The 22,047-nt window shown below is 69.3% G+C and carries 19 protein-coding genes; 11 read left to right on the forward strand and 8 right to left on the reverse strand.

Going from position 1 to position 22,047, the window contains the following annotated elements; all coding sequences use genetic code 11:
• Nucleotides 1-10 precede the first annotated feature (10 nt).
• On the forward strand, nucleotides 11-1,174 hold the full coding sequence (hutI, locus tag ABDC25_RS01475; protein WP_347124462.1) for an imidazolonepropionase: 1,164 nt from the start codon (nucleotides 11-13) through the stop codon (nucleotides 1,172-1,174).
• 86 nt (nucleotides 1,175-1,260) lie between these two features.
• Here hutI and ABDC25_RS01480 read toward each other — a convergent pair whose 3' ends face one another.
• The 4 genes from ABDC25_RS01480 to ABDC25_RS01495 are packed head-to-tail and all read right to left on the reverse strand — an operon-like array spanning nucleotide 1,261 to nucleotide 6,324.
• Nucleotides 1,261-3,126: a glycogen debranching N-terminal domain-containing protein gene (locus ABDC25_RS01480; RefSeq protein ID WP_347124464.1), complete on the reverse strand. Its 1,866-nt coding sequence runs from the start codon at nucleotides 3,124-3,126 to the stop codon at nucleotides 1,261-1,263.
• Nucleotides 3,123-3,965 (reverse strand): carbohydrate ABC transporter permease, encoded by an 843-nt coding sequence (locus ABDC25_RS01485; RefSeq protein ID WP_021198443.1) that lies wholly within the window; start codon nucleotides 3,963-3,965, stop codon nucleotides 3,123-3,125. The genes ABDC25_RS01480 and ABDC25_RS01485 overlap by 4 nt, the downstream gene beginning before the upstream one ends.
• On the reverse strand, nucleotides 3,962-5,071 hold the full coding sequence (locus ABDC25_RS01490; protein WP_347124466.1) for a sugar ABC transporter permease: 1,110 nt from the start codon (nucleotides 5,069-5,071) through the stop codon (nucleotides 3,962-3,964). The genes ABDC25_RS01485 and ABDC25_RS01490 overlap by 4 nt, the downstream gene beginning before the upstream one ends.
• Before the next feature lie 2 nt (nucleotides 5,072-5,073).
• Nucleotides 5,074-6,324 carry an extracellular solute-binding protein gene (locus tag ABDC25_RS01495; RefSeq protein ID WP_347124468.1) on the reverse strand — a complete coding sequence of 417 codons (1,251 nt, stop codon included), beginning with the start codon at nucleotides 6,322-6,324 and terminating at the stop codon, nucleotides 5,074-5,076.
• Between the two features lie 150 nt (nucleotides 6,325-6,474).
• Here ABDC25_RS01495 and ABDC25_RS01500 point away from each other — a divergent pair, with 150 nt between their 5' ends.
• Nucleotides 6,475-7,479 (forward strand): LacI family DNA-binding transcriptional regulator, encoded by a 1,005-nt coding sequence (locus ABDC25_RS01500; RefSeq protein WP_021198440.1) that lies wholly within the window; start codon nucleotides 6,475-6,477, stop codon nucleotides 7,477-7,479.
• Between the two features lie 15 nt (nucleotides 7,480-7,494).
• Here ABDC25_RS01500 and ABDC25_RS01505 read toward each other — a convergent pair whose 3' ends face one another.
• Nucleotides 7,495-7,623 carry a hypothetical protein gene (locus ABDC25_RS01505; RefSeq protein ID WP_021198439.1) on the reverse strand — a complete coding sequence of 43 codons (129 nt, stop codon included), beginning with the start codon at nucleotides 7,621-7,623 and terminating at the stop codon, nucleotides 7,495-7,497.
• A 535-nt stretch (nucleotides 7,624-8,158) separates the two neighbouring features.
• Between ABDC25_RS01505 and ABDC25_RS01510 the strand changes: the two genes are divergently transcribed.
• The 4 genes from ABDC25_RS01510 (at nucleotide 8,159) to ABDC25_RS01525 (ending at nucleotide 12,093) form a co-directional block, all read left to right on the forward strand.
• Nucleotides 8,159-8,935, forward strand: a complete 777-nt coding sequence (locus ABDC25_RS01510) for a Rossmann-like and DUF2520 domain-containing protein (RefSeq protein ID WP_021198437.1) — start codon at nucleotides 8,159-8,161, stop codon at nucleotides 8,933-8,935.
• On the forward strand, nucleotides 8,932-9,831 hold the full coding sequence (panC, locus tag ABDC25_RS01515) for a pantoate--beta-alanine ligase (protein ID WP_347124471.1): 900 nt from the start codon (nucleotides 8,932-8,934) through the stop codon (nucleotides 9,829-9,831). The genes ABDC25_RS01510 and panC overlap by 4 nt, the downstream gene beginning before the upstream one ends.
• Complete coding sequence (panB, locus tag ABDC25_RS01520; RefSeq protein WP_021198435.1) at nucleotides 9,828-10,697, forward strand: 3-methyl-2-oxobutanoate hydroxymethyltransferase; 870 nt, start codon at nucleotides 9,828-9,830, stop codon at nucleotides 10,695-10,697. The genes panC and panB overlap by 4 nt, the downstream gene beginning before the upstream one ends.
• A 127-nt stretch (nucleotides 10,698-10,824) precedes the next feature.
• Nucleotides 10,825-12,093, forward strand: coding sequence for a hypothetical protein (locus ABDC25_RS01525; RefSeq protein ID WP_347124473.1), 1,269 nt, complete (start codon nucleotides 10,825-10,827; stop codon nucleotides 12,091-12,093).
• 83 nt (nucleotides 12,094-12,176) lie between these two features.
• Here the strand turns inward: ABDC25_RS01525 and ABDC25_RS01530 are convergent, their stop codons facing one another.
• Entirely contained in the window at nucleotides 12,177-13,865 is a 1,689-nt protein-coding gene (locus tag ABDC25_RS01530) for a glycosyltransferase family A protein (protein WP_347124475.1), read from the reverse strand.
• Between the two features lie 187 nt (nucleotides 13,866-14,052).
• Entirely contained in the window at nucleotides 14,053-14,331 is a 279-nt protein-coding gene (locus ABDC25_RS01535) for a helix-turn-helix transcriptional regulator (RefSeq protein WP_029260145.1), read from the reverse strand.
• An 87-nt stretch (nucleotides 14,332-14,418) separates the two neighbouring features.
• Between ABDC25_RS01535 and map the strand changes: the two genes are divergently transcribed.
• From map to ABDC25_RS01560, 5 genes are all read left to right on the forward strand, one after another.
• On the forward strand, nucleotides 14,419-15,192 hold the full coding sequence (gene map / locus ABDC25_RS01540; RefSeq protein ID WP_347124477.1) for a type I methionyl aminopeptidase: 774 nt from the start codon (nucleotides 14,419-14,421) through the stop codon (nucleotides 15,190-15,192).
• 44 nt (nucleotides 15,193-15,236) lie between these two features.
• Nucleotides 15,237-15,755, forward strand: a complete 519-nt coding sequence (locus ABDC25_RS01545; RefSeq protein ID WP_347124479.1) for a hypothetical protein — start codon at nucleotides 15,237-15,239, stop codon at nucleotides 15,753-15,755.
• Nucleotides 15,756-15,798: 43 nt separating this feature from the next.
• Nucleotides 15,799-16,434, forward strand: a complete 636-nt coding sequence (locus ABDC25_RS01550; protein ID WP_021198429.1) for a PadR family transcriptional regulator — start codon at nucleotides 15,799-15,801, stop codon at nucleotides 16,432-16,434.
• Nucleotides 16,435-16,479: 45 nt separating this feature from the next.
• Complete coding sequence (locus ABDC25_RS01555) at nucleotides 16,480-18,174, forward strand: AarF/UbiB family protein (protein ID WP_347124482.1); 1,695 nt, start codon at nucleotides 16,480-16,482, stop codon at nucleotides 18,172-18,174.
• Between the two features lie 134 nt (nucleotides 18,175-18,308).
• Nucleotides 18,309-20,309, forward strand: coding sequence for a BCCT family transporter (locus tag ABDC25_RS01560; protein WP_347124484.1), 2,001 nt, complete (start codon nucleotides 18,309-18,311; stop codon nucleotides 20,307-20,309).
• Nucleotides 20,310-20,335: 26 nt separating this feature from the next.
• Here the strand turns inward: ABDC25_RS01560 and ABDC25_RS01565 are convergent, their stop codons facing one another.
• Nucleotides 20,336-21,952 (reverse strand): SDR family oxidoreductase, encoded by a 1,617-nt coding sequence (locus ABDC25_RS01565; RefSeq protein ID WP_347124486.1) that lies wholly within the window; start codon nucleotides 21,950-21,952, stop codon nucleotides 20,336-20,338.
• Nucleotides 21,953-22,047 lie beyond the last annotated feature (95 nt).

The following is a 22,047-nucleotide window of genomic DNA, read 5'->3' on the forward strand; positions in this document are numbered from 1 at the left end:
GGCTCAGGACATGGCAACGCTCATCACGAACATCGCGGAACTGACCACGAACGTCGCTACGGGTGACGACCCCACCGGGACCCTCACCGATGCCGCGGTGCTGATCGAGGGCGAGCGGATCGCGTGGGTCGGCGCCGCCGCGGAGGCGCCGACCGCCGACGAGGTCGTGGACGCCGGGGAGCGTGCGATGACCCCCGGATTCGTCGACAGCCACAGCCACCTCGTCTTCGGGGGCGATCGTGCCTCCGAGTTCGAGGCGCGCATGGCGGGGCAGAAGTACGCCGCCGGCGGCATCCGCTCCACCGTCGCCGCCACCCGCGCCGCGAGCGATGACGAGCTGCGCGCACGTCTGCGGGGCTTCCTCGACGAGATGCTCGCACAGGGCACCACGACGGTCGAGATCAAGAGCGGCTACGGGCTGAGCGTCGCCGACGAGGAGCGCCTGGTGCGCCTGGCCGCCGAGGTGACGCCCGAGGTGACATTCCTCGGGGCGCACGTCGTCCCGGCGGAGTACGCCGACCGCGCCGACGAGTACGTCGATCTGGTCACGGGTCCCATGCTCGACGCCTGCGCTGCGTACGCGAAGTGGATCGACGTCTTCTGCGAGACCGGTGCGTTCACGGTGGAGCAGTCGCGGCGCGTGCTGGAGGCCGGCATCGCGCGCGGACTCGCGCCCCGCGTGCACGCGAGCCAGCTCGGCCCGGGCGAGGGCGTGCGGCTGGCCGTCGAGCTCGGCGCGGCATCCATCGACCACGGCACGTACCTGACGGATGCCGACATCGACGCCCTCGCCGGATCCGACACCGTGCTCACGCTGCTGCCGGGAGTCGAGTTCTCGACGCGGCAGCCGTATCCGGACGCGCGCCGTCTGATCGACGCGGGAGTGACCGTGGCGCTGGCGTGCGACACGAACCCGGGCTCGAGCTTCACCTCATCGATGCCGTTCTGCATCGCGGTCGCCGTGCGCGACATGGGGATGACCCCGGCCGAAGCCGTGTGGGCGGCGACCGCCGGCGGCGCGAAGGCGCTGCGTCGGGACGACATCGGCGTGATCGCGCCCGGTGCCAGGGCCGACCTCGTGCTGCTGGACGCACCGACGCGCATCCACCTCGCCTACCGTCCGGGAGTGCCGCTCGTGCGCACCGTCTGGAAGGACGGCCGGACGATCGGCTGAGACCGAACCCCCGCCGACCGCCCAACCACCGACCGCCCAACCGCCGACCGCTCAGCCGATCGCCCCGCTCAGCCGATCGACCCGCTTTAGCCCAGAGCCTGCGCGACGACGACCGCGGCTGCGGCCGACCATGCCTGCGGGCGGCAGGCCGCGGGATAGGGAAGGGGCGCGCCACCGGGAACGAGGGCATCGCCCGCGTGCAGCTCGGGAACGCGGTACTCGAAGCCCTCCGCGAGGTCGAGCAGCTGCTCGGCGACCATCCGCGCGTCGGTGTCGAGCCCGGCGCGCATCATGCCGTGCACGGCGATCGCGGTGTCATGTGCCCAGACGCTGCCGCCGTGATAGCTCAGCGGCCAGTAGCCGGCGGCTTCGGTCGACATCGTGCGGATGCCGTAGCCGCTCGACATGCTCGGTGCGGTCAGCAGCGCCGCACAGGCCTGTTCCTCCTCCGGGTCGAGGATGCCGGTGCCGATCAGGTGTCCGATGTTGCTCGTGAGGGTGTCGACAGGGGCGCCGTGCGCGTCGAGGGCGATGGCCGGGTAGCGGCCCTCGGGCGTGGTCACCCAGTAGGCGGCGCGGAAGCGTGAGCGAAGATCTGCGGCCCACGTACGGAGCTCGGCCGCGCCGGGTTCACCGAACGTGTCGAGCAGGTCGGCACCACGGATGGCGGCTTCGTAGGCGTAGCCCTGCACCTCGCTCAGCGCGATGGGGCCCTCGGCCAGGCGCCCGTCGCGCCACTGGATCGAGTCGCCAGAGTCCTTCCACCCCTGGTTCGCGAGGCCGTGGCCCGACTCGTCCGCATAGTCGATGAAGCCGCTGCCCGACGCGTCGCCGTGCACCGTCATCCAGGTGAGCGCCGCCCGAAGAGCCGGGAGCAATGCCCGCACCTCGCGCTCGGACATCCCCTCGGCATGGGCGTCGGCGAGCAGGCAGACCCAGAGCGGAGTCGCGTCGACGGTGCCGTAGTACAGCGGCGGCAGATGCACGCCCTCGTTGGGCAGCGAGAGGGCGCCGCTCCGCAGCTCGTGCGCGATCTTGCCCGGAGCCTCGGCCGTCGACGCATCGTGCGCGGTGCCCTGCAGGCGCGCCAGCACGCGCAGGGTGGAGGCCGCCATGTCGGGGTCGATCGCGAGCGCGAGCCGTGCGGCCCAGAGCGAGTCCCGTCCGAACAGCGTGAAGAACCAGGGCGCTCCGGCGGCGTAGAACGCGTCCTCCGGGTGCGCGGGCAGGGCGAGGCGGAGCGCGGAGAGATCCGCGGCCGCCTGCTTCATCCAGCGCGCCGCGCGCGAGTCGGCGGGAACGGTCGGCTGCGGCGCGCGCGACGGCAGCGCGGCGGTGACGACGAGGGAGGGGTCGTCGAGGTCAACCGTCCAGACCACGGCGGCAGAGCCTCGCGGTGGGACCACCACATCCCACCGCAGCACCAGGGCGTCTCCGTCCTCGGCCACCGTGGCCTCGGGGGCGGTGAGCGCGAACGACGCCTCTCCCGCGCGGCAGACGGATCCGTCCCAGGTCCAGGCCGCATCGGCGGCGAGCCCGGCCTTGACCTGCTGCATCGGCGCGAAGCCCGGGACCATGCGCACGGTGAGGGTCATCGGAACCGGGGTGCCGAGGTGCGACGCGACCGTGATCCGCTCGGAGAAGGCACCGGCGGCGACCCGCCGGTCGCGATCCATCCGCACCTTCGGATCGGCCGATTCGTCGTCGAGCCCGCGGAGCAGATCCGTCAGGAGCGCCTGCTGCGGCACCGGCGACGTGCATCCGATGGATTCGAGCGCGGTGCCGTCGACCGTGGTCTCGATGCTCCGGATGTGTCGCACGTCGCCGTGGTAGATGCCGTGGATCGGAGCGGTGCCCATGCGGCCGACATCGTCGGACCATGCCTGGGTCGGTGCCTCGAGCATGATCACGGCGTCGTCCAGCAGCGGCTGGAGGGGCGGGGTGGGGGTCATTCCTTGACGGCTCCTTCTGTGGAGTTCATGATGCGGCGCTGGAAGACGAAGAACATCACGGCGACGGGGATCGTCATGATGAGTGCGGCCGCCAGCTTGAGCGGGTACTGGGTGCCCTGGCTGAGTCCGCCGCTGGCCAGGGATGCGACGCCCTTGGTCAGGGTCGTCAGGGCGGGGTCGTTGGTGGACACGATGAAGTGGCTGAGCTCGTTCCAGGAGCCCTGGAACGACAGGATCACAATCGTCACGAGCGCCGGCGTCGCCATCGGCAGCACCACCGACCAGAACAGCCGGAACGTGCCGGCACCGTCGATGCGGGCCTGCTCCTCGACCGACTCGGGGATCGACTCGAAGAAGTTCTTCATGATGAACACCCCTGCCGCGTCGACGAGCAGCGGCAGGATCATCCCGGCATACGAGTTGAAGATGCCGAGCTGGTTGATCACGAGGAACTTGGGGATCAGCAGCACGACGGTCGGCACCGACATCACGGCGACCAGGGCGGCGAAGACGACACCCCGCCCGCGGAAGCGGAGTCGAGCCAGTGCGTACCCGGCGAGCGAGTTGAAGAACACGCGCCCGGCCGTGACGAAGATCGTCACGATCGCGCTGTTCACGAACCACGAGGGGAAGTCGGAGTTGCGGAACAGGCGCTCGTACGCGGCGAACGTCCACACGTCGGGGATGAGCGTGATCCCACTGGACGCGGCATCCTCATCGGTCTTGAAGCTCGTCGCGACCTGGATCAGGAAGGGATAGATGTAGATGACCGCGAGGATGATCAGCAGCGCGTAGAGCGCGATCTGCCAGGTCAGCTGCTTCGACGAGAGCCGCCTCATGACGAGGCTCCCTTCGACGAGGACGATGACGAGGACGCGTACGCGCGGATGCGACGCTTCGAGACCGGCCGATCACGCAGCACCCATCGCTGCAGGAGCGTGAAGATCACGATGATGACGAACAGGATGAACGCGATAGCCGCTCCCTGCCCCCACTCCTGGTTCTGGAACGCGGTCTGGTACGAGAGGTAGGCCGGGGTGAGCGTGGTCTTGCTCGGTGCTCCCCTGGTGCCCGTGTAGATCTGGTCGAACACCTGCCAGCAGCCGATGAGGCCGAGGGTGAGCACGGTGAACAGGGTCGGGCGCAGCTGGGGCAACGTGATGCGCCAGAACCGCTGCCAGCCGTTCGCGCCGTCCATCATGGCGGCCTCGTCAACGTCGGCGCCGAGGTTCTGAAGACCGGCGAGGAAGATGAGCATGAACGTTCCGGAGGTCGTGAAGATCGCCATCAGGATGTACGCGCTCATCGCGACAGAGGGGCCGGCGAGCCATTCCCACCACGACACTCCGAGCGTGCCGCCCTGGGTGAGGGCCGCGGGGCCGGCATCGACGCCGACCGTGCCGAGCGCCAGATGCAGGATGCCGCGTGGATCGTTGAACCAGTTGGGGCCGTTGATGCCGAACCAGGAGAGCACATCGTTGACGGCTCCGCTCGAGGTGAACAGGAACATCCACAGCACGGTGATCGCGACGGTGCTGGTCACGGAGGGGAAGTAATAGGCGGTGCGGAAGAATCCCCGGCCACGGAGCATGGCGCGGTTCACGAGGATCGCAAGGAACAGTGCGAGCGCGGTCTGCAGCGGGACGACGAGCAGCACGTACCAGGCGTTGTTGCGCAGCGACGTGCCGAAATCCTTGGTCGCGAGACCGCCGTCGGTGAGGACGGCAGCGAAGTTGTCGGCGCCGACGAACGAGACCGAGCCGGAGAGGGGGCTGCCGCGACCGCCCCAGTCCGAGACGCTCACCCAGAGCGCCATGAGGACGGGGATGAGGAGGAAGACGCCGAGGATCACGATCACCGGCGCCGTGAACAGCCATCCGGCTGCCGCCTCGCCGCGGCGGAGCCCGGAGGCCCTGCCGCGGCGAGGCGCTGCCTTGATCGCCATGGCTACTTGACGACCGCTTCGAGGTTCGACTGGACGGAGTCGAGGATCGTCTTCGGGTCGGACGTCTTCAGCGACTCGAGCTGCGAGTTGAAGTCGGCGATGACGTCGGCGGTCCCGGCCTGGTTCGGCGGGAACTGCGCGTACTCCGCGCCTGCGAGGAACGGCTCCAGCTCGGGGTTCGCCGAGGTCCAGTCCGCGGCGGCGGACTTGATGGACGGCATCGGGCCGAATGCCTTCGAGAAGGCGAGCTGGCTGTCGGCGCTCGTCAGGTACTCGACCAGGTCGAGGGCGGCCTGCTGGTTCGGGCTGTCGGCAGCCATGCCCCAGCAGTTCGTGAACTGCAGTGTGCCCTTGCCGGCGGCGCCCTCGGGAAGCTCGGCGACCGTGTACTGCAGGCTGCTGTAGTCGTTCGAGAGCGCTCCGGTGATCCAGTTGCCCTCGATCACCATGGCGGCGGACTGCTTGCCGAGCGCTTCGCCGCCCCATCCGGCCCCGACATCCTTGGCGTACGCGAACGTGCCGTCGACGAGGTGCGACTTCACGTAGTCCAGGGCCTCGACGTTGGCGGCATCGTCGGCGATGACCGTGCCGTCGTCGACGAGACCGCCGCCCGCCTGTGCCATGAAGACGCCCACGCGCTGGTACTCGGCGCCGAAGGCGAGACCGACGTGATCCGCGGTCGTGAGCTTCTGCGCCACCGCGGCGAGGTCGTCCCAGGTCTTGGGGAGGTCGGCGTCGGTGAGCCCGGCGTCGGTCCACATCTGCGTGTTGATGATGAGCGACAGGGTGGAGAAGTCCTTGGGCGCGCAGTAGAACGTGCCGTCGACCGTGAAGTTCTCGACGAGCGACGGGTAGAAGTCGTCCTTGTTGGCGAGTTCGTCGCCGTAGGCCTTGAGCGATCCGTTGGCCGCGTAGCCCGAGGCCTGGTCGGCGGAGAGGTAGAACAGGTCGGCCGGGTCGCCGGCGGCGAAGCCCTGCGACAGCTCCTGGTCGAGGTTGGTCGCGGTCTGCACCTTCGCCTTGATGCCGGATTCGGCCGACCAGGCGTCGACGGCGGACTGCACAGCGGATGTCTCGGCGTCACCGGACGAGCCGATCAGCACCGTGAGCGCGTCGTCGGAGGAGGTGAGCCCCTCGCCGTCGGCCTTGGTGTCGTCTCCGGCGAAACCGGAGCCGCAGCCGGTGAGCACGAGCGCGCTCGTGAGCAGCACCGCCCCGGTGCCGAGGACTGCGCGAGTGGTGTGCCGTGTCATGGTCTCTCTCCTTTGATGAGTCACTGCGGGCGACGGCCTCGGGAGGACCGTGCGGGTTCGTCGCAGAAATTTGAACGATCAAACTCTGCGTGGAATAGGCTAAGCGGGAGTCGCGGGAAGTGTCAACCCGGGCGTGAACGAGGAGGTGCGATGGCGAAGGCGCCGACCGTCGAAGACGTCGCCGAGCGCGCGGGCGTCTCCCGGCAGACGGTCTCGAACGTGCTCAACACTCCCGACATCGTCCGCCCGGCGACCAGAGAGCGTGTCATCGCGGCGATCCACGAGCTCGGCTACCGACGTCACGCGGCCGCGCGACAGCTGCGGTTGCGGCGCAGCTCGACGATCGGCATCCGCCTCGATCCGTACCTCGGCGGGATCTCCGGCGTCGTCCTCGACCGCTTCGTGCACGCGATCACCGAGCGCGCGAGCGAGCGGGGGATGCGGATGCTCGTCTATGCCGCACGCACCCGGGAAGAAGAGATCCAGAGACTGTCGGAGCTCTGGGAGGGGTCGGAGATCGACGCTGCGATCATCACCGGCACCTCGCGCGACGATCCGCGCGTGCGCAGCCTCGATCAGGACGGGCTGCCCTTCATCTCGTTCGGTCGGCCGTGGGGGGAGGACGACATCGCCGACCCGCGCCACCTCTGGGTCGATGTCGACGGCGCCGCGGGAACGCGCGCCGCGACCGAGCACGCGCTGACCCACGGCAGCAGCGTCGCGTTCCTCGGATGGCCGACGGGATCGGGCACGGGTGACGACCGGGAGCGCGGCTGGCGCGAGGCGATGGCCGCGGCAGGAGTCCAGGGCGCGCGGTTGACGGCGGAGGAGGGGGTTCCGTTCGCCCGCGCCGTCGTCGATGCGGCGCTCGCCGCGGGGCCGGCACCGGATGCCCTGGTGTGCGCCAGCGACTCGCTCGCCGTGGGCGCGCTGCTGGCGGTCGCCGCCGCGGGGCTCTCGCTGCCGGTGATCGGCTTCGACAACACGCCGACCGCCGAGGCGCTGGGCTTCTCGAGCGTCGAGCAGCGTCCGGAGGATGTGGCGACGGCGGTCCTCGAACTCCTGATGGGGCCGACGGGCGAGATCGTCGCCCCGCGCACCCTGCAGGCGGGGTCGGCGCACGCACTGATCACCCCCGAGCTCGTCGTGCGCTGAGCGGCGCCCGAGCTTCTATGCCGCGCGGCGCATACGCAGCGCGAAGGCGATCCCGGCCAGTGCGATCACGACGATCCCGTACCCCACGCACACCGTTTCGAGGCCGACGACTCCGACCAGCGAGCCGGCGATGACCGCCGGCACTCCGAACGCGAGGCGGCCAGCAGGTAGATCACGGCGAACGTGTCGGCGCGCTGCGTCGCCGGGATCCGCGGTGCCAGCGACGCCACGACTCCCGAGAACGCCGTGCCGAATCCCATGCCCGTCACGGCAGCCGCGACGAGATAGAACGGCAGGGATCGGCCGGATGCTGACGCTGCGGCGTGACGACCTCGACGCGCTCTTCCCGGGTTGCTCGACTCGGTGCCGCGCGATTGAGAGGCGTGCGTATGGTGGAACCGTGGAAATCATGTGGTTCACGCTGATCTTTCTCGCGGTGCTCAGTGCCATCTCCATCGTCATGAGGCGAAGGAGCCGGAAGTAGCGATCGCTCTTCCTGCGCCTCTGGCGCCGTCGATCCCACGGAGGGCGAAAAGCCAATCTTCGAGCGAATTTATCGCGCAGATGAACAACCTTCCTCCGTGAAAGTGTTGTCGTTCTGCTCCCCGATTTGGATTGGATGCTGCGCGAGGCGGATACTTCTGGCACCCGAACCGCGTGATCCGGCCGGGGAATCGACATGCACGCATCCGCCTCTCTCGCACCAGGGACGACCATCGCCATCGTCGGCGCCGGCCGTCTCGGACGCGTACTCGTGCGGGCTCTACGGGCGGCGGAGATCGAGGTGCTCGGCCCGATCGGACGCGACGAACGGATCCCGGATGCGGATATCGTGCTCCTGTGCGTCCCTGATGCGGTCATTGCCGAGGCTGCGGCCGTGGCCCGGTCCCACACGCGCTTCCTCGGACACGTCTCCGGCGCGACTGCGCTCACGGATGTGGACTTCAGCCTCCATCCGCTGCAGACCTTCACCGGCGCGGAGGGCCCCGAGGTGTTCCGTGGCATCGGTGCCGCGATCGCCGGCCGCACACCAGAAGCGCGTCGCATCGGGGAACAGCTCGCCGTCGCCCTCGGTGCGCGTCCGTTCGCGGTCGACGACGCGCAGCGCGCGAGCTATCACGCGGCCGCGTCCTTCGCCTCGAACTTCGTCCTCACCGTGCTCGACGCCGCGGAAGGCCTGGCCTCGGCGGCAGGCATCCCCCACGACGAAGCGCGGGCGCTCCTGGCCCCGCTGGTCCGCCGGACGGTCGAGAACTGGGCGACGAACGGCGCCGCACCTGTCCTGACCGGGCCCATCGCCCGCGGCGACGAGGCGACGGTCGCGCGCCAACGCGCTGCCGCCGAAGAGCTCGACCTCTCCGATCTGTTCGACGCGCTCGCTGCAGCCACGCGTGCGATCGCCGCGCGCCCTGCTGCCAGCACCCCCATCACGAAAACCGAGGAGTCGCACGCATGAGAATCCTCCGCACGATCCCCGAGGTCCGGGCCGCGATCCGCGACGCCAGATCCGAGAGCAAGACGGTCGGCCTCGTTCCCACCATGGGCGCCTTCCACGACGGTCATCTCTCCCTCATGCGCACCGCGCGCGAAGGATCTGACCTCGTCGTCGTCTCGCTCTTCGTCAACCCGACCCAGTTCAGCGCCACCGAAGACCTCGGTGCGTATCCGCGCGATGAGGCTCGCGATGCCGCGCTCGCCGAAGCCGAGGGGGTCGACATCCTCTTCGCTCCGGACGCGTCCGAGATCTATCCCGACGGGTTCGCGACGAACATCCACGTCGCAGGTCTCACCGACGTTCTCGACGGCGCGAGCCGTGGGGCGCACCACTTCGACGGCGTCGCCACGGTCGTCACGAAGCTGTTCGGCATCGTCCGTCCCGACACCGCCTATTTCGGGCAGAAGGATGCGCAGCAGGTGCTCGTCGTGCGTCGCGTCGCGCGCGACCTCGATCTCGATGTGCGGATCGTGGCGTGCCCCATCGTGCGGGAGGCGGACGGACTCGCCATGAGCTCGCGGAACGTCTACCTCGACTCCGCCGCTCGTGCACAGGCGGTGGCGCTGAACCGCGCCCTCGACGCCGGGCTCGCGATACTCGAGGCGGGTGACCGCGACGCGGGCAGCATCCTCTCCGCCGCGCGCGACGTGCTCGGCGAGGCGGAGATCGACCCCGAGTACCTCGAACTCCGAGACGCCGAGACGCTCCGCCCCCTCGCTCGTGTCGACCGTGACGCCCTTCTCGCGGTCGCCGCGCACGTGGGCGCCGCCCGTCTGATCGACAACCACGTCCTGCGCGTCGCCGATGCCGCGGAATCCATCGACACGAATCCCACCGAGACGGAGACTCGCGCATGAGTGCTCACGCCGATCCCCGCCCCCGCGTCACCCTCGCGACCCTCGCCGCGAAGAGGTCGGCTCGTGAACCCATCGTCATGGTCACCGCCTACGACCACCCGAGTGCGCAGATCGTCGAGGCCGCCGGCGTCGATATCGTGCTCGTGGGCGACTCCGCGGCGATGACCGTGCTCGGCTACGACAGCACGGTGCCGGTCACGGTCGACGAGATGCTCATGCTGACCGCGGCTGTGCGGCGCGGACTCACTTCTCCGCTGCTCGTCGGCGATCTGCCGTTCGGATCGTACGAGGCCTCCGACGAGATCGCCATCGCGACCGCGCAGCGCTTCGTCAAAGAGGCCGGCTGCGACCTCGTCAAGATCGAACGTGGCGGCACGACCGTCGACCGGGCGCGTGCGCTCGTGCAGGCGGGGATCCCGGTCGTCGGACATGTCGGGCTCACGCCGCAGACCGCCACCGCGCTCGGTGGATACCGTGCTCAGGGGCGCACCGCCGAGACCGCGCTGACCGTGATCGACGACGCCCTCGCGCTGCAGGCGGCCGGGTGCTCGATGCTCGTGGTCGAGGCGGTGCCCTCCGAGGTGACCGCCGCCCTCGTGCCGCGGCTCGACATCCCGGTGATCGGCATCGGCGCCGGTGCGGATGCCGATGGGCAGGTACTCGTCTTCCACGACCTGCTCGGTCTCTACGACGGCGGGGCCGCCAAGTTCGTGAAGCGCTACGCCGATCTGCGCGCCGCCGCGATCACGGGTGTCGAGGCGTATACGGCCGAGGTGCGCGCTGGCATCTACCCGGCAACGGAGCATGGGTACCGGATGCCGGAGGGCGAGGCGGCGCGTCTCGTCGAACTGCTCGCCGAACGGTAGATCGCGTGCGGCCGCGCGGCTGCTCGTCGTTGCGGCTCTCCTGCACAGCCTCCGTGTTCGACGAGTTGTCGACACCTCGTGCTTCCGGGGCGGGGAGTGCAGTCGGTGGCGCTCTAGCGTTGCGCGGATGAACCTCTCTGAGCATGTGCACGTGACGTGGGCACTTCACGTCGGGTTGTCTGTCGCCGATCGTCCTGAACTCACCCGAGTCATCCGCGTGCCACGCGACGCCCCCTCCTACTGGGTCGTGGAGGCGTACCGCCTCAGTCTCGGGCGCGAACCCGACGTCCCGGAGAGCGAGGAGGAAGCCGACCCGCCACCCCTCATCGATCTCCTGCCCTGGCGATGTCGCACGCAGCAGGTGTCGATCCCCGGCGTCGCCGAGTCGGTCGACGTGACGATCACCGGTCCGTTCGAGACCCGTATGGGCGATCCGCGGGTCACCGTCGTCGATGCGGGCCCTGCTGACGAGGATGAGCGGGTTCCGGGGGACTGGCAGACGCGACGACCGCCGTTCCGGGCGGAGCATGTGGAGTTCGAGCTCGCACAGCGCTTCGGACTCGTGCAGCCGCGCCTCGACCCGTCGATGGGGGGAGTGGTCGGCGACGCCCTGCGCGACCCCTCACCGCTGGCGTCGCTGTGCGAGTCGTTGAGTCCGGTGCGTCGACTGGCTCTTCTCGCGCACCTCGAAGACACAGGGCTGATCGACGCCGCACCGCCCGATTCGGTGACGGGTGATTCGGTGACGGCTGGTTCGGTGACGGTGGAGACCGCGACGGAGGGGGTGCGGGCGCTGATGGCGCAGATCGGTGCCGACGGGGTCGAGCAGGATGCGGCGGACGGATGGCTGCCCCGCACGGTCGCAGCCCGCGCCGTCGAGGCCCTCGGCTGGCCGGACGCGGCGCCTCCCGGCCGGCCCGACCCCGCGGAGTCCCTGGTGCTGCTCGCACGTCGCACGAAGGCGGTCCGCCGGTTTCGCGGGCGCGTCATGGTCACTCACCGCGGGCAGGCACTGGCGAAGGGCGGGCTGGGTGCATTCGCGCGGATCGTCGAGGCCGTACGCGCGATCGGAAGAGAGGCGATGTTCCCCAGCGGGCAGCCGCGCACGGTGACCCTGGCGCTGCTGGCCGTCGCCGATGGCTCGGTCGCCACGTTCGATGAGCTTCCCGAGTTCATCGAACGCGGTGAGGCGGCCGTAGCGGAGGGGCGACGAGGCGGAGCATGGGGCTTCGAATGGTCGCTGCGATCGCGTCAGGAGGACGGTGCGGACCGCCGTTTCGATCACCGAGACGCGGCGGGGCGGGTGATCGAGATCCTGTGCGCACTCTCATCGCCGGGAGCGTTCGGCTCGATCACTCCAGCGATGCGCGTCGTCGCACGAGCGGCTCTGCGGTGACTCCGCTGGTGGCGGGCAGGGCTGGTGGCGGGCAGGCGCGCCGATGCGGGGATGGTGAAGGAGAGCGCCGGAGTGGGGTGGTGTCAGCGGCGCTGCGCGAGTGCTCGGACCCGACGGACAGCGCGTCCGGCGAAGTCCTTGACGCGACCGCCCGGCCATTCGCGGCGAAGCTCGACCGTGCCGTCATCCCTGGCCGTGAGCGTGCAGCTTCGGCCGGCAAGCAGGGGCGACTTTCCCGCGCGGGCGAGCACCGCCGGGGCGGCGACGAGTGGCGTCTCGAAGGTCCATCCCGCGCGCCGGACCTTCACGGTCAGAGCGCCTCCACGCGATTCGTCGTCCGGGCCGAAGACCCTCACAGGGTCGATCGATACGCGGGCGGCGTCGAGGTTGCGAGGGTGGCGGCCTCCGATGCGGCGCTCGGCACCGGTCTCACCGTCGGTGAGGAAGAGGTCGACCCGATCATTGCGAAGCTCGCGGTCGGCGACGAGAAGCGTCTCCGGAAGGCCGTCGATCGTCGAGACGGGAAGCGAGGTCAGGCGCGTCACCTTCTTCTTCTTCTTGGAGACGGAGTTCCGGGGGACGGAGTTCTGGGAGACGGATGCCCGGGGGTCCGGGTCGGGGGATTCCGCCACAGGAACTTCGACGACCGTGGTTTCGAAGACGAAGGCATCATGCCCTTCGCTCGTGAGGGTCACACGCAGCGTCAGGTGCAGGCCGCCTCCACGAGACCAGCGTGCCTCGGTCACCGCCGCGTGACAGGTGATCCCGGCCTCGAACTGCGCAAGCGCCAACAGGTCTTCGCGTCGATCGGCCCGGAGCAGGCTCGCGCGGATCCGATGCGGCAGGCCGAGACCGGCATCGACGCCCGGCCCGAACTTCTTCTGCACCAGGGGAGTGACGACGTCGAGCAGGCGGTCGCGGTAGTCGTCCGGATAGCGGGCCATCTGTCGACCGGAGAGCCGCTTCAGGATCTTGCCGCGGAACCAGTGCCGCAGAAGCCGATCGCGGAGCTTTCCGGGTTCGGTGTGCGCCTCGACGAGATCGAGCACCGTCTCGAGATGGGGGAAGTACGATTCCGGGTCGATGCGAGAAGAGCTCGCGCTGCCCGGTTCTTTGACCCAGGCATAGCAGGGTTCGCTCGCGAGGATCGAGATCGTCGACGCGGCGAAGTACGCCTGCATCACGAACAGGTGATCCTCGAGGCGCACCTTTCCTTCGGGGAAGCGGATGCCGTTCGCCCGGAGGAAGGAGGTGCGGAACATCTTGTGCGGGGTGAGCATCTCCAGGAGCGGGTCGGTTCCGAGGACCGCGTCGGGGACGTCGTGGCTGAAGATCCGGCTCGGCAGACGACGCCCGATGCCCACCTCCTTGCCCACGATCACATCGGACGAGTGCTGGTCGGCATAATCGCACAGCTTCTCGAGCGCACCGTCGAACAGGTAGTCGTCCTGGTCGACGAACTGCACATACGTTCCGCGAGCAGCGTCGACGCCGTGGTTGCGAGGCATGCCGGGCCAGCCGGAGTGCTCCAGCGACAGCACCCGCACATGGGGGCGGTCGCGGGCGATGGCTGCCAGACGTGCACCAGTGGGCTCGCCCGAGCCGTCGTCGCACAGGAGCACCTCGAGCGAGGCTGTGCCGAGGGTCTGTCGATCGAGCGACGCGATGAGGTCGTCGAACGAGGGCCCGGGCCGGTACACCGGGACGATCACGCTCACGCGGATGTTGTCCGCGGATGCCTTGCTCTTCTCCGGCCGATCACTCTGTGACAAACGTCTCACTCCCCCAAGTCGACAATCCCCCGAGCTAAACACGACTTCCTGTGTGCGTCACCGGGCTTGCGCGACGGCCGGGCGTGTGCGCGGTTCACGCGACACGAGGAAGGGGGATCGAACGACGGGCGGCCGCGACGGAGAATTGGAGCAGAGGAGGGGACGAAAGCCCGTGCTCATCCGGAGCTCAGGAGGCGATTCTCTGCGCGCCCGAGTCTGCGGAGCGCGAGCCGACCTCGGCCCACACCGCATCCAACGAGAGGCACAGTACATCGGCCACTGCCGCGATGGTCGAGAAGGCCGGCGTGGCCACGCGGCCGGACTCGATCTTCCGCAGCGTCTCGGGGGAGATGCCGGCATCCAGCGCGACCGCCAGCATCGATCGTTCACCGCGTGCGCGGCGCAGCAACGCTCCCAGACGCTCGCCGCGTTCGACGTCGGCCGGGCTCAGAGGCATGCGGACCATCATGACGCCCATTCTAATACCGGGATAGTATTACCGGGATAGTTATTGGATCCGCGAAGCCGCATCGAACGACACGGAGGAACACCCATGATCGAGATCCTGAACGCCGAGGAGCTCGTCCGCGCCAGGGCCGCCGGTGCGCTCGTCGGCGACATCTTGCAGGCGCTGAAGACCCGCGCCGAGGTCGGCGTGAATCTGCTCGACCTCGACCGATGGACCCGCGAGATGATCGAGGAGGCCGGCGCCGAATCCTGCTACGTCGACTACGCGCCGTCGTTCGGGCGGGGCCCCTTCGGGCACTACGTCTGCACGGCTGTGAACGACGCCGTTCTGCACGGCATGCCTCACGACTATCGACTCGCCGACGGCGACCTGCTCACGCTCGACCTGACCCTCACGCTCCGTGGAGTCTCCGCCGATGCCGCCGTCAGCTTCGTGGTCGGCGATAGCTCCGCAGTCGAAGACCTCGCGATGATCGCGACGACCGAGCGCGCGCTCGCCGCAGCCATCGCCGCCGCACGCCCGGGGGCGCGCATCGGCGATCTCTCGTACGCCATCGGCTCGGTCCTGAGTGCCGAGGGCTACCCGATCAACCTCGAGTTCGGAGGTCACGGCATCGGCTCCACCATGCATCAGGATCCGCACGTCGCGAACGATGGGCGTCCGGGCCGCGGCTACACGCTCCGCCCGGGGCTCCTGCTCGCCCTCGAGCCCTGGGTCATGGCCGACACCGACGAACTCCGCACGGATGCGGACGGGTGGACTCTGCGCAGTGCGACCGGATGCCGCACGGCCCACAGCGAGCACACGATCGCGATCACCGAGCACGGCGCGGAGATCCTCACCCTCCCCTCGCGCTGACCGGCCGTCGCGCTGACGGGGGCCCGGCCCCTACAGTGGGTGCCATGCGCGACGCGGCGTCTCTGGACTGGACTCAGGTGGATCTCACGAGCCGTCGCGGCGCCTGGGGTCAGCGCATCACGGCCGGCCTGCTGGTCGCGTCGGGAGTGATCGGCTTCGCTCTGAGCTTCCCCTCACTGTCTGCGTGGTGGTGGGAGCTGGCCCTCCTCGGCTTCGGGTGCCTGCTCATGGTGCTGCTGGGCATCGGGCTCTGGATCAACGCGAGTGCGAACGCGGACGAGACCGTCACACTGAAGGAGTCGGGGGTCCGTGTCGAGCTGCCGGTCGTCGGGGCGTTCGAGACGACCGACGAAGCTGTGCGGTACCAGCTGCAGCTGCGTCTTCCGGAGCCCGAGCAGGGCCGCGAATACCTGGTGCACGCGTGCGGCGACCGCCGATGCATCGCCGCCGGGCGTGCAGCGCCGAACGCCGAGCTGCCCGTTCTCATCGATGCGAAGACGAAGACATGGGCTGTCATCCACGGGGTCGACGCATCGGAAACTCCCACCCCACCCTCAGGGTGAACGATATATCGTTGAGTATCGTTCACCACAGCAGGAGGTCATCATGAACAACGCATTCCCCTCCAACCCGTTCGGCGGCAACAGCGGCCCCGGGAGCAACGGCGGACCCGGCGGACTCTTCGGCGGATCCGGCTTCGGCACGGGCCCCGGCGGCCCGGCATCCGCGATCTTCGAAGCCATGGACCAGCTCCGCAAGTCGTTCGAGTCCCGCCCCTCCGGCGGCTCGCGCATGGCCCGCGGCGATGTCCGCGCGGCGGTGCTCTCCCTGCTCGGCGAGAAGCCGATGCACGGTTACCAGATCATCAACGAGATCGCCGAGCGCAGCGGCGGCACCTGGAAGCCGAGCGCCGGTTCCGTGTACCCCACGTTGCAGCTGCTCGCCGATGAAGGACTCATCGAGGCCGAAGAGCAGAACGGTCGCAAGACATACTCCCTCACCGAGGCCGGCCGTGCCGTGTCCGAGGAGAACTCCGAGACCCCTGCTCCGTGGGAGTCGTCGTCCGGCAAGGACGGGCACCGCGACAGCGCCCGTTTCAACGCTCTGCCGAAGGCGGGCGTCGACCTCGCCGCCGCCGCAGCCCAGGTCGGCCGGAGCGGTTCGCCCGAGCAGGTGCAGCAGACGATCGAGGTCCTCGACGAGGCCCGCCGTAGGCTGTACTCGATCCTCGCGCAGGACTGACCGCGCAGTGCGGCATCGAGCGGGGACCTGCGAAGGAGCCACGCGATGACGGATGCTGCGGCACAGGGCGTTCACCGCGCCAGGTACCGTCGCATCCTGGCGTTCGCGGGCCGGGAATTCCTCAAGATCTGGTGGTTCGAGCTCGTCCTCCCGCGTTTCGGGATGAGCAGGATCGCGGAGCGCACCCGTGGCCAGCGGATGCAGACCTTCGCACGGCGCTTCCATGTGCTCGCGGTCGAGCTCGGCGGGCTCATGATCAAGGTCGGCCAGTTCATGTCGTCGCGCCTCGATGTGCTGCCGCCCGAGATCACGAAGGAACTCGAAGGGCTGCAGGACGAGGTCCCACCCGTGCCCACGCCGGCGATCCGCGCTCTCGCCGAAGCCGAACTGGGCATCCCTCTCGAGCGCGCGTATGCCTGGTTCGATGACACGCCGCTCGCCGCCGCCTCGCTCGGGCAGGTGCACCGCGCCAGGCTCTCGGCCCTCGACGCCGCCGACACCGGTCTCGGAGCGGTCGTGGTCAAGGTGCAGCGGCCGGGTATCGACGAGATCGTCGCCGTCGACCTCGCGGCGCTGCGGCGCGTCGCTCGCTGGTTGACCCGCGTGCGCATCGTCGCCGACCGGGTGGACGCCCCCGCGCTCGTCGAGGAGTTCGCCGAGACCAGCCTCGAGGAGATCGACTACCTGCACGAGGCGGCGAGTGCCGAACGCTTCCGCGAGAACTTCGCCGACGACCCTCGCGTCGATACCCCGGAGATCGTGTGGGAGCGGTCGACCCGTCGGGTGCTCACGCTGTCGGATGTCACGGCCATCAAGATCAACGACACCGACGCCCTCCGCGCGGCCGGCATCGATCCGGCGCAGGTCGCCGCGGTGTTCGCCGAGGTCATGTTCGACCAGGTGTTCACGCACAGCTTCGTGCACGCCGATCCCCACCCGGGCAACATCTTCGTCACTCCGGCGCCGTCGATCGACGGAGAGCCGGGGCCGGGATTCCGCCTCACGTTCATCGACTTCGGCATGATGGCCGAGATCCCGGCGAGTCTCCGCGACGGGCTGCGCACACTCCTGATCGCGGTCGCCGGGCGTGACAGTCGCGGCCTCGTCGCCGCGGCTCAGGAGATCGGCGTGCTGCTGCCCTCCGCCGACACCGCCGAACTCGAACGGGCTCTGAGCACGCTGTTCGCCCGCTTCGGCGGCATGGGTTTCGCCGAGCTGAGCAAGGTCGATCCGCGCGAGTTCCGCGATTTCGCGGAGGAGTTCGGCGACATGGTGCGCTCGCTTCCGCTGCAGCTGCCCGAGAACATGCTGCTGTTGATCCGTGCCGTCTCGCTGACGTCGGGCATGTGCAGCGGGCTCGATCCCGCCTTCAACGTCTGGGATGCCGCCGAACCCTATGCCGGTCGTCTGCTGCGCGACGAGAGCGGGAACATCGTGCAGGCCTTCGCGAACCAGGCGATGGGCACGATGGCCACCACGTGGAATCTGCCCGGCCGGATCGACAAGATCATCACGCGCATCGACGACGGCAATGTGTCGTTCGACACCTCCCGTCTGGAACGCCGACTCGATCGGCTCGAAGGCATCGCCCGCCGCATCGCCTCGGGAGTGCTCTTCGCCGCGATGCTCATCGGTGGCGCGCTGCTCGTCCCCTCGATCGCGCCGTTGGGCATCACCCTGATCTGCGTCTCGGCGCTTCCGCTGCTGCACTCCGTGTTCGGCGGGCGCCGCTCGCGGTAGAAACGGCACGCCCGGGAAACCCAGGTCATCCGGCATCCGTCCGGCGTGCCGTGCGCCGACACGCCGCGGATCGCGAGGGTCGTCTGGGTTTTCGCCTCCGTGCGTGGCCACCTCACGTGACAGGATGGGATGCCATGGAGACCCCTGACGAGAAGCCCGACGAACGCTCCGCAGGACACAATCCTCCGCGCCCCCGCACGGATGCCGTCGGTACGGGAGCGAACCGCCTCCCCGCCAAGGCCACCGAGACGGCACGGAAGATCGTCCGCGACATCGCCGCCGTCCCTCCCCGCAGCGTGCACCCGGCGCTCGTGCCCGGTGTCTCGGTCGAGGAGACCGGGCGCACCTATCGCACCGACCCGCTCGTGTTCGGCGTCGCGGTCGCCCTCACCCTCGCCTTCATCGCGTGGGGAGTCTTCGCGGGCGACAACCTCGCCGGCACGACCCGCACCGTGCTCGACTGGGTGGTGGAGTACTTCGGCTTCTTCTTCACGACCATCGCCACGGTCATCCTGGTCTTCATGCTGTTCGTCGGCTTCAGCCGCTACGGACGCATCCCGCTCGGTCGTGACGACGAAGAGCCCGAGTTCTCGATGTTCTCGTGGATCTCGATGCTGTTCGCCGCGGGCATGGGGATCGGTCTCGTCTTCTGGGGCGCCGCAGAGCCGCTGAACTTCTTCGAGAACCCGCCGCCCGGCACCGTCGAGGCGAACACCCTCGACGCGATGCACACGGCCCAGACCCAGGTGCTCTACCACTGGGGCCCGCAGGCATGGGCGTTCTACGCGCTCGTCGGCGGCGCCATCGCGTACGGGGCCTTCCGTCGCGGTCGCACCCCGCTCATCTCCTCGATCTTCGCCCCGCTGCTCGGCGAAGGACGCACGACCGGGCCCCTCGGACGCACGATCGATATCTTCTCGATCATCGTGACGCTGTTCGGCACCGCCGCATCGCTCGGACTCGGCGCCCTGCAGATCGGACACGGTGTCGAGATCGTCAGCGGCGCGGGGCCGCTCGGCAACGGCGTGCTGATCGCGGCGATCGCCGTGCTCACCGCCTGCTTCATCGCCTCCGCCGTGTCGGGCGTCTCGAAGGGCATCCGTGCGCTGTCGAACATCAACGCCGTCGTGGCGCTCCTGCTGGCGTTCTTCGTCTTCTTCGTCGGACCGACCCTCCTCATCCTGAATGTGATCCCCTCGGTGGCCGTGCAGTTCATCGGCGACCTTCCGCAGATGATCGGTCGCTCGGCCTCGCAGGGCGAGGCTGCTCAGACGTTCCTGTCGAGCTGGACGATCTTCTACTGGGCCTGGTGGATCTCGTGGTCGCCCTTCGTGGGCATGTTCATCGCCAAGATCTCGCGCGGACGCACACTGCGCCAGTTCGTGTCGGTCGTCATCGTGGTCCCGTCCGCCATCTCGCTCGTCTGGTTCGCGATCTTCGGAACCACGGCGATCCAGCAGCAGATGGGCGGAGCGAACCTCACGGTCGATCCGCCGGAAGAGGTGCTGTTCGGCGTGCTCGAGAACCTCCCGTTCTCGATGATCACCAGCGTCGTGCTCATCCTGCTGATCGCGATCTTCTTCGTCACCGGAGCGGACTCCGCGTCGCTCGTGATGGGCACCCTTTCGCAGCAGGGGAGGCCGGAGCCGGCGCGTTGGGTCGCAGTGGTCTGGGGTGTGCTGGTGGGTGTGATCGCCGCCGTGCTGCTCGTGACCGGCGAGGAGGGGAGCGGTCTGAAGTCTCTGCAGAACGTGACCATCATCGCCGCGCTGCCGTTCGCGATCATCATGGCCTTCATGATGGTCGCGTTCATGAAGGACCTGCGGCGTGATCCTCTGATCCTGCGCGAGCGCTACGCCAAGGCCGCGGTGCGGCACAGCGTCATGGCGGGACTCGAGGAGTACGGCGACGACTTCGCGCTGGTGCCCGTCGCGTACGACCACTCCGAGGACGATCTCGACTGGATCGACGAGTCGACCGTCGACGACTCGCTCGCCGAGGTGTACGAGGCCGCGACCGAGGCGATCGACATCATCCCGCCGGCCGAGGTGGATGCGGTCGTCGACGCGGCGCTGGAGGACGGCCCCGTCTCTCCGGATGCCGCGGTCGCTTCGGAGCAGCCTCGCGCGGACTGAAGCGGAGCGGCGCGGAGATCAGGCGATCACGCCGGACCAGGCACCTTCTCAGAGGGCCGGCCGGAATCAGCGGGATCGCCGGTCGCCGCGACGGATGCCTGCGCCTCTCTCGCCTCTTCGGCAGCGGCCGTGATGCGTGCGGCCATGCCGGCGAAGATGGCGCCGTGGAACGGCAGGACGGCGAGCCAGTACAGCCGACCCGTCAGGCCGCGGGGGAAGAAGATCGCGCGCTGCTCGTAGCGGGCGCCTTCGTCGTCGGGCACGGCACGCAACTCCAGCCACGCCTCGCCCGGCACCTTCATCTCGGCGCGCAGGCGCAGGAGCGATCCGGCATCCGTCGTCTCGACGGCCTCGACGCGCCAGAAGTCGATCGCGTCACCCACGCGGGCGGCGGTGCGGCTCCGGCGTCCGCGGCTGAGGCCCACGCCGCCGACGATGCGGTCCATCCACCCCCGCACCGCCCACAGCAGCGGTGAGGAGTACCAGCCGTTCTCGCCGCCGATGCCGAGGATCACGCGCCACAGCTCCGCCGGGGAGGCGCTCGTGGTGACCGAGCGGGAGTCGGTGAAGACCGTGCGTCCGGCCCATTCCGGATCACTCGGCAGGGGGTCGCTGGGCGCGCCGGAGACCTCGGAGTCCTGCCAGCTCGTCTCGATCGTGTCGCCCCGGACTCGACCGAGCGCCAGATCGACCGCGCGGCGGTAGGGAGTCAGCCCGCCTTCCGGGCGGGGGATGAGCTCGTCGACGTCGTGGTCCTTCATGATGCACTCGTTCTGCAGTGACGCGACGAGCGGGCGGGCGATCGACCGCGGCACCGGGGTCACCAGATTCACCCAGTGCGATGCGAGGCCGGGGGTCAGCACCGGGAGGGCTGCGATCGCACGCTGCCGGAGCCCGGCCTCGACCGCATAGCCGTTCATCATCTGTCCGTAGCGCAGCACGTCGGGGCCACCGATGTCGACCGCACGATTCACGTCGGGGTCGACCCGCGCCGCTCCGAGCAGGTAGTGCAGCACGTCGCGCACAGCGATCGGCTGGATGCGGTTGCGCACCCACTTCGGCGCGGGCATATACGGCAGCACGTCGGTGAGATGACGGATCATCTCGAAGGACGCCGAGCCCGATCCGATCACGACGCCCGCTTGCAGCACGAGCGTCGGCACGCCGGATCGCAGGAAGATCTCGCCCACGTGCACGCGCGAGCGCAGGTGCGGTGAGAGCTTCGCGTCGTCCGGATGCAGGCCGCCGAGGTAGACGATCCGACGCACGCCCGCGCGGGCCGCCGTCTCGGCGACCGTCGTCGCGGCTCGCTCGTCGCTCTCCTCGAAGCCCTTGCCCGCAGACATCGAGTGGATCAGGTAGTACACGACGTCGACGTCGTCCATGGCCGCGGCGACGGCGTCCGCGTCATCCGCCGACCCCTCGACGATCTCGCAGTCCGGACCCCAGGGGAAGGATGCCGCCCGCGCCGCATCCCGTACCAGCGCGCGCACGCGGTATCCGGCGTTCAGCAGGCGCGGGGTCAGCCGCCCTCCGATGTATCCGGTCGCACCGAGGACGAGGGCGCGCGGCGCGGAGCCGTCGTCGCGGGGGATGGCGCGCAGCGTCTCTTCGCGACCGGTGGGCTGGGTGAGTTCGGGCATGTCCCGAGCGTAGGCCGGGCGTCCGACGCGCGGAACGGGGTTGCGGGGTGCGGCGGCGGTCTGTAGGAGGGCGGTGCGCAGGCGGCCGTCGGCGT

It is taken from the genome of Microbacterium sp. SY138 (assembly GCF_039729145.1).
Taxonomy (GTDB): domain Bacteria; phylum Actinomycetota; class Actinomycetes; order Actinomycetales; family Microbacteriaceae; genus Microbacterium; species Microbacterium maritypicum_A.

Coding starts and splice junctions, on each gene's coding strand:
- panB (WP_021198435.1), top strand. CDS start 9,828: ATGAGTGCTCACGCCGATCCCCGCCCCCGCGTCACCCTCGCGACCCTC.
- ABDC25_RS01560 (WP_347124484.1), top strand. CDS start 18,309: ATGGAGACCCCTGACGAGAAGCCCGACGAACGCTCCGCAGGACACAAT.
- panC (WP_347124471.1), top strand. CDS start 8,932: ATGAGAATCCTCCGCACGATCCCCGAGGTCCGGGCCGCGATCCGCGAC.
- ABDC25_RS01545 (WP_347124479.1), top strand. CDS start 15,237: ATGCGCGACGCGGCGTCTCTGGACTGGACTCAGGTGGATCTCACGAGC.
- ABDC25_RS01485 (WP_021198443.1), bottom strand. CDS start 3,965: ATGAGGCGGCTCTCGTCGAAGCAGCTGACCTGGCAGATCGCGCTCTAC.
- ABDC25_RS01495 (WP_347124468.1), bottom strand. CDS start 6,324: ATGACACGGCACACCACTCGCGCAGTCCTCGGCACCGGGGCGGTGCTG.
- ABDC25_RS01500 (WP_021198440.1), top strand. CDS start 6,475: ATGGCGAAGGCGCCGACCGTCGAAGACGTCGCCGAGCGCGCGGGCGTC.
- hutI (WP_347124462.1), top strand. CDS start 11: ATGGCAACGCTCATCACGAACATCGCGGAACTGACCACGAACGTCGCT.
- ABDC25_RS01550 (WP_021198429.1), top strand. CDS start 15,799: ATGAACAACGCATTCCCCTCCAACCCGTTCGGCGGCAACAGCGGCCCC.
- ABDC25_RS01490 (WP_347124466.1), bottom strand. CDS start 5,071: ATGGCGATCAAGGCAGCGCCTCGCCGCGGCAGGGCCTCCGGGCTCCGC.
- ABDC25_RS01480 (WP_347124464.1), bottom strand. CDS start 3,126: ATGACCCCCACCCCGCCCCTCCAGCCGCTGCTGGACGACGCCGTGATC.
- map (WP_347124477.1), top strand. CDS start 14,419: ATGATCGAGATCCTGAACGCCGAGGAGCTCGTCCGCGCCAGGGCCGCC.
- ABDC25_RS01555 (WP_347124482.1), top strand. CDS start 16,480: ATGACGGATGCTGCGGCACAGGGCGTTCACCGCGCCAGGTACCGTCGC.
- ABDC25_RS01525 (WP_347124473.1), top strand. CDS start 10,825: ATGAACCTCTCTGAGCATGTGCACGTGACGTGGGCACTTCACGTCGGG.
- ABDC25_RS01535 (WP_029260145.1), bottom strand. CDS start 14,331: ATGGTCCGCATGCCTCTGAGCCCGGCCGACGTCGAACGCGGCGAGCGT.
- ABDC25_RS01510 (WP_021198437.1), top strand. CDS start 8,159: ATGCACGCATCCGCCTCTCTCGCACCAGGGACGACCATCGCCATCGTC.
- ABDC25_RS01565 (WP_347124486.1), bottom strand. CDS start 21,952: ATGCCCGAACTCACCCAGCCCACCGGTCGCGAAGAGACGCTGCGCGCC.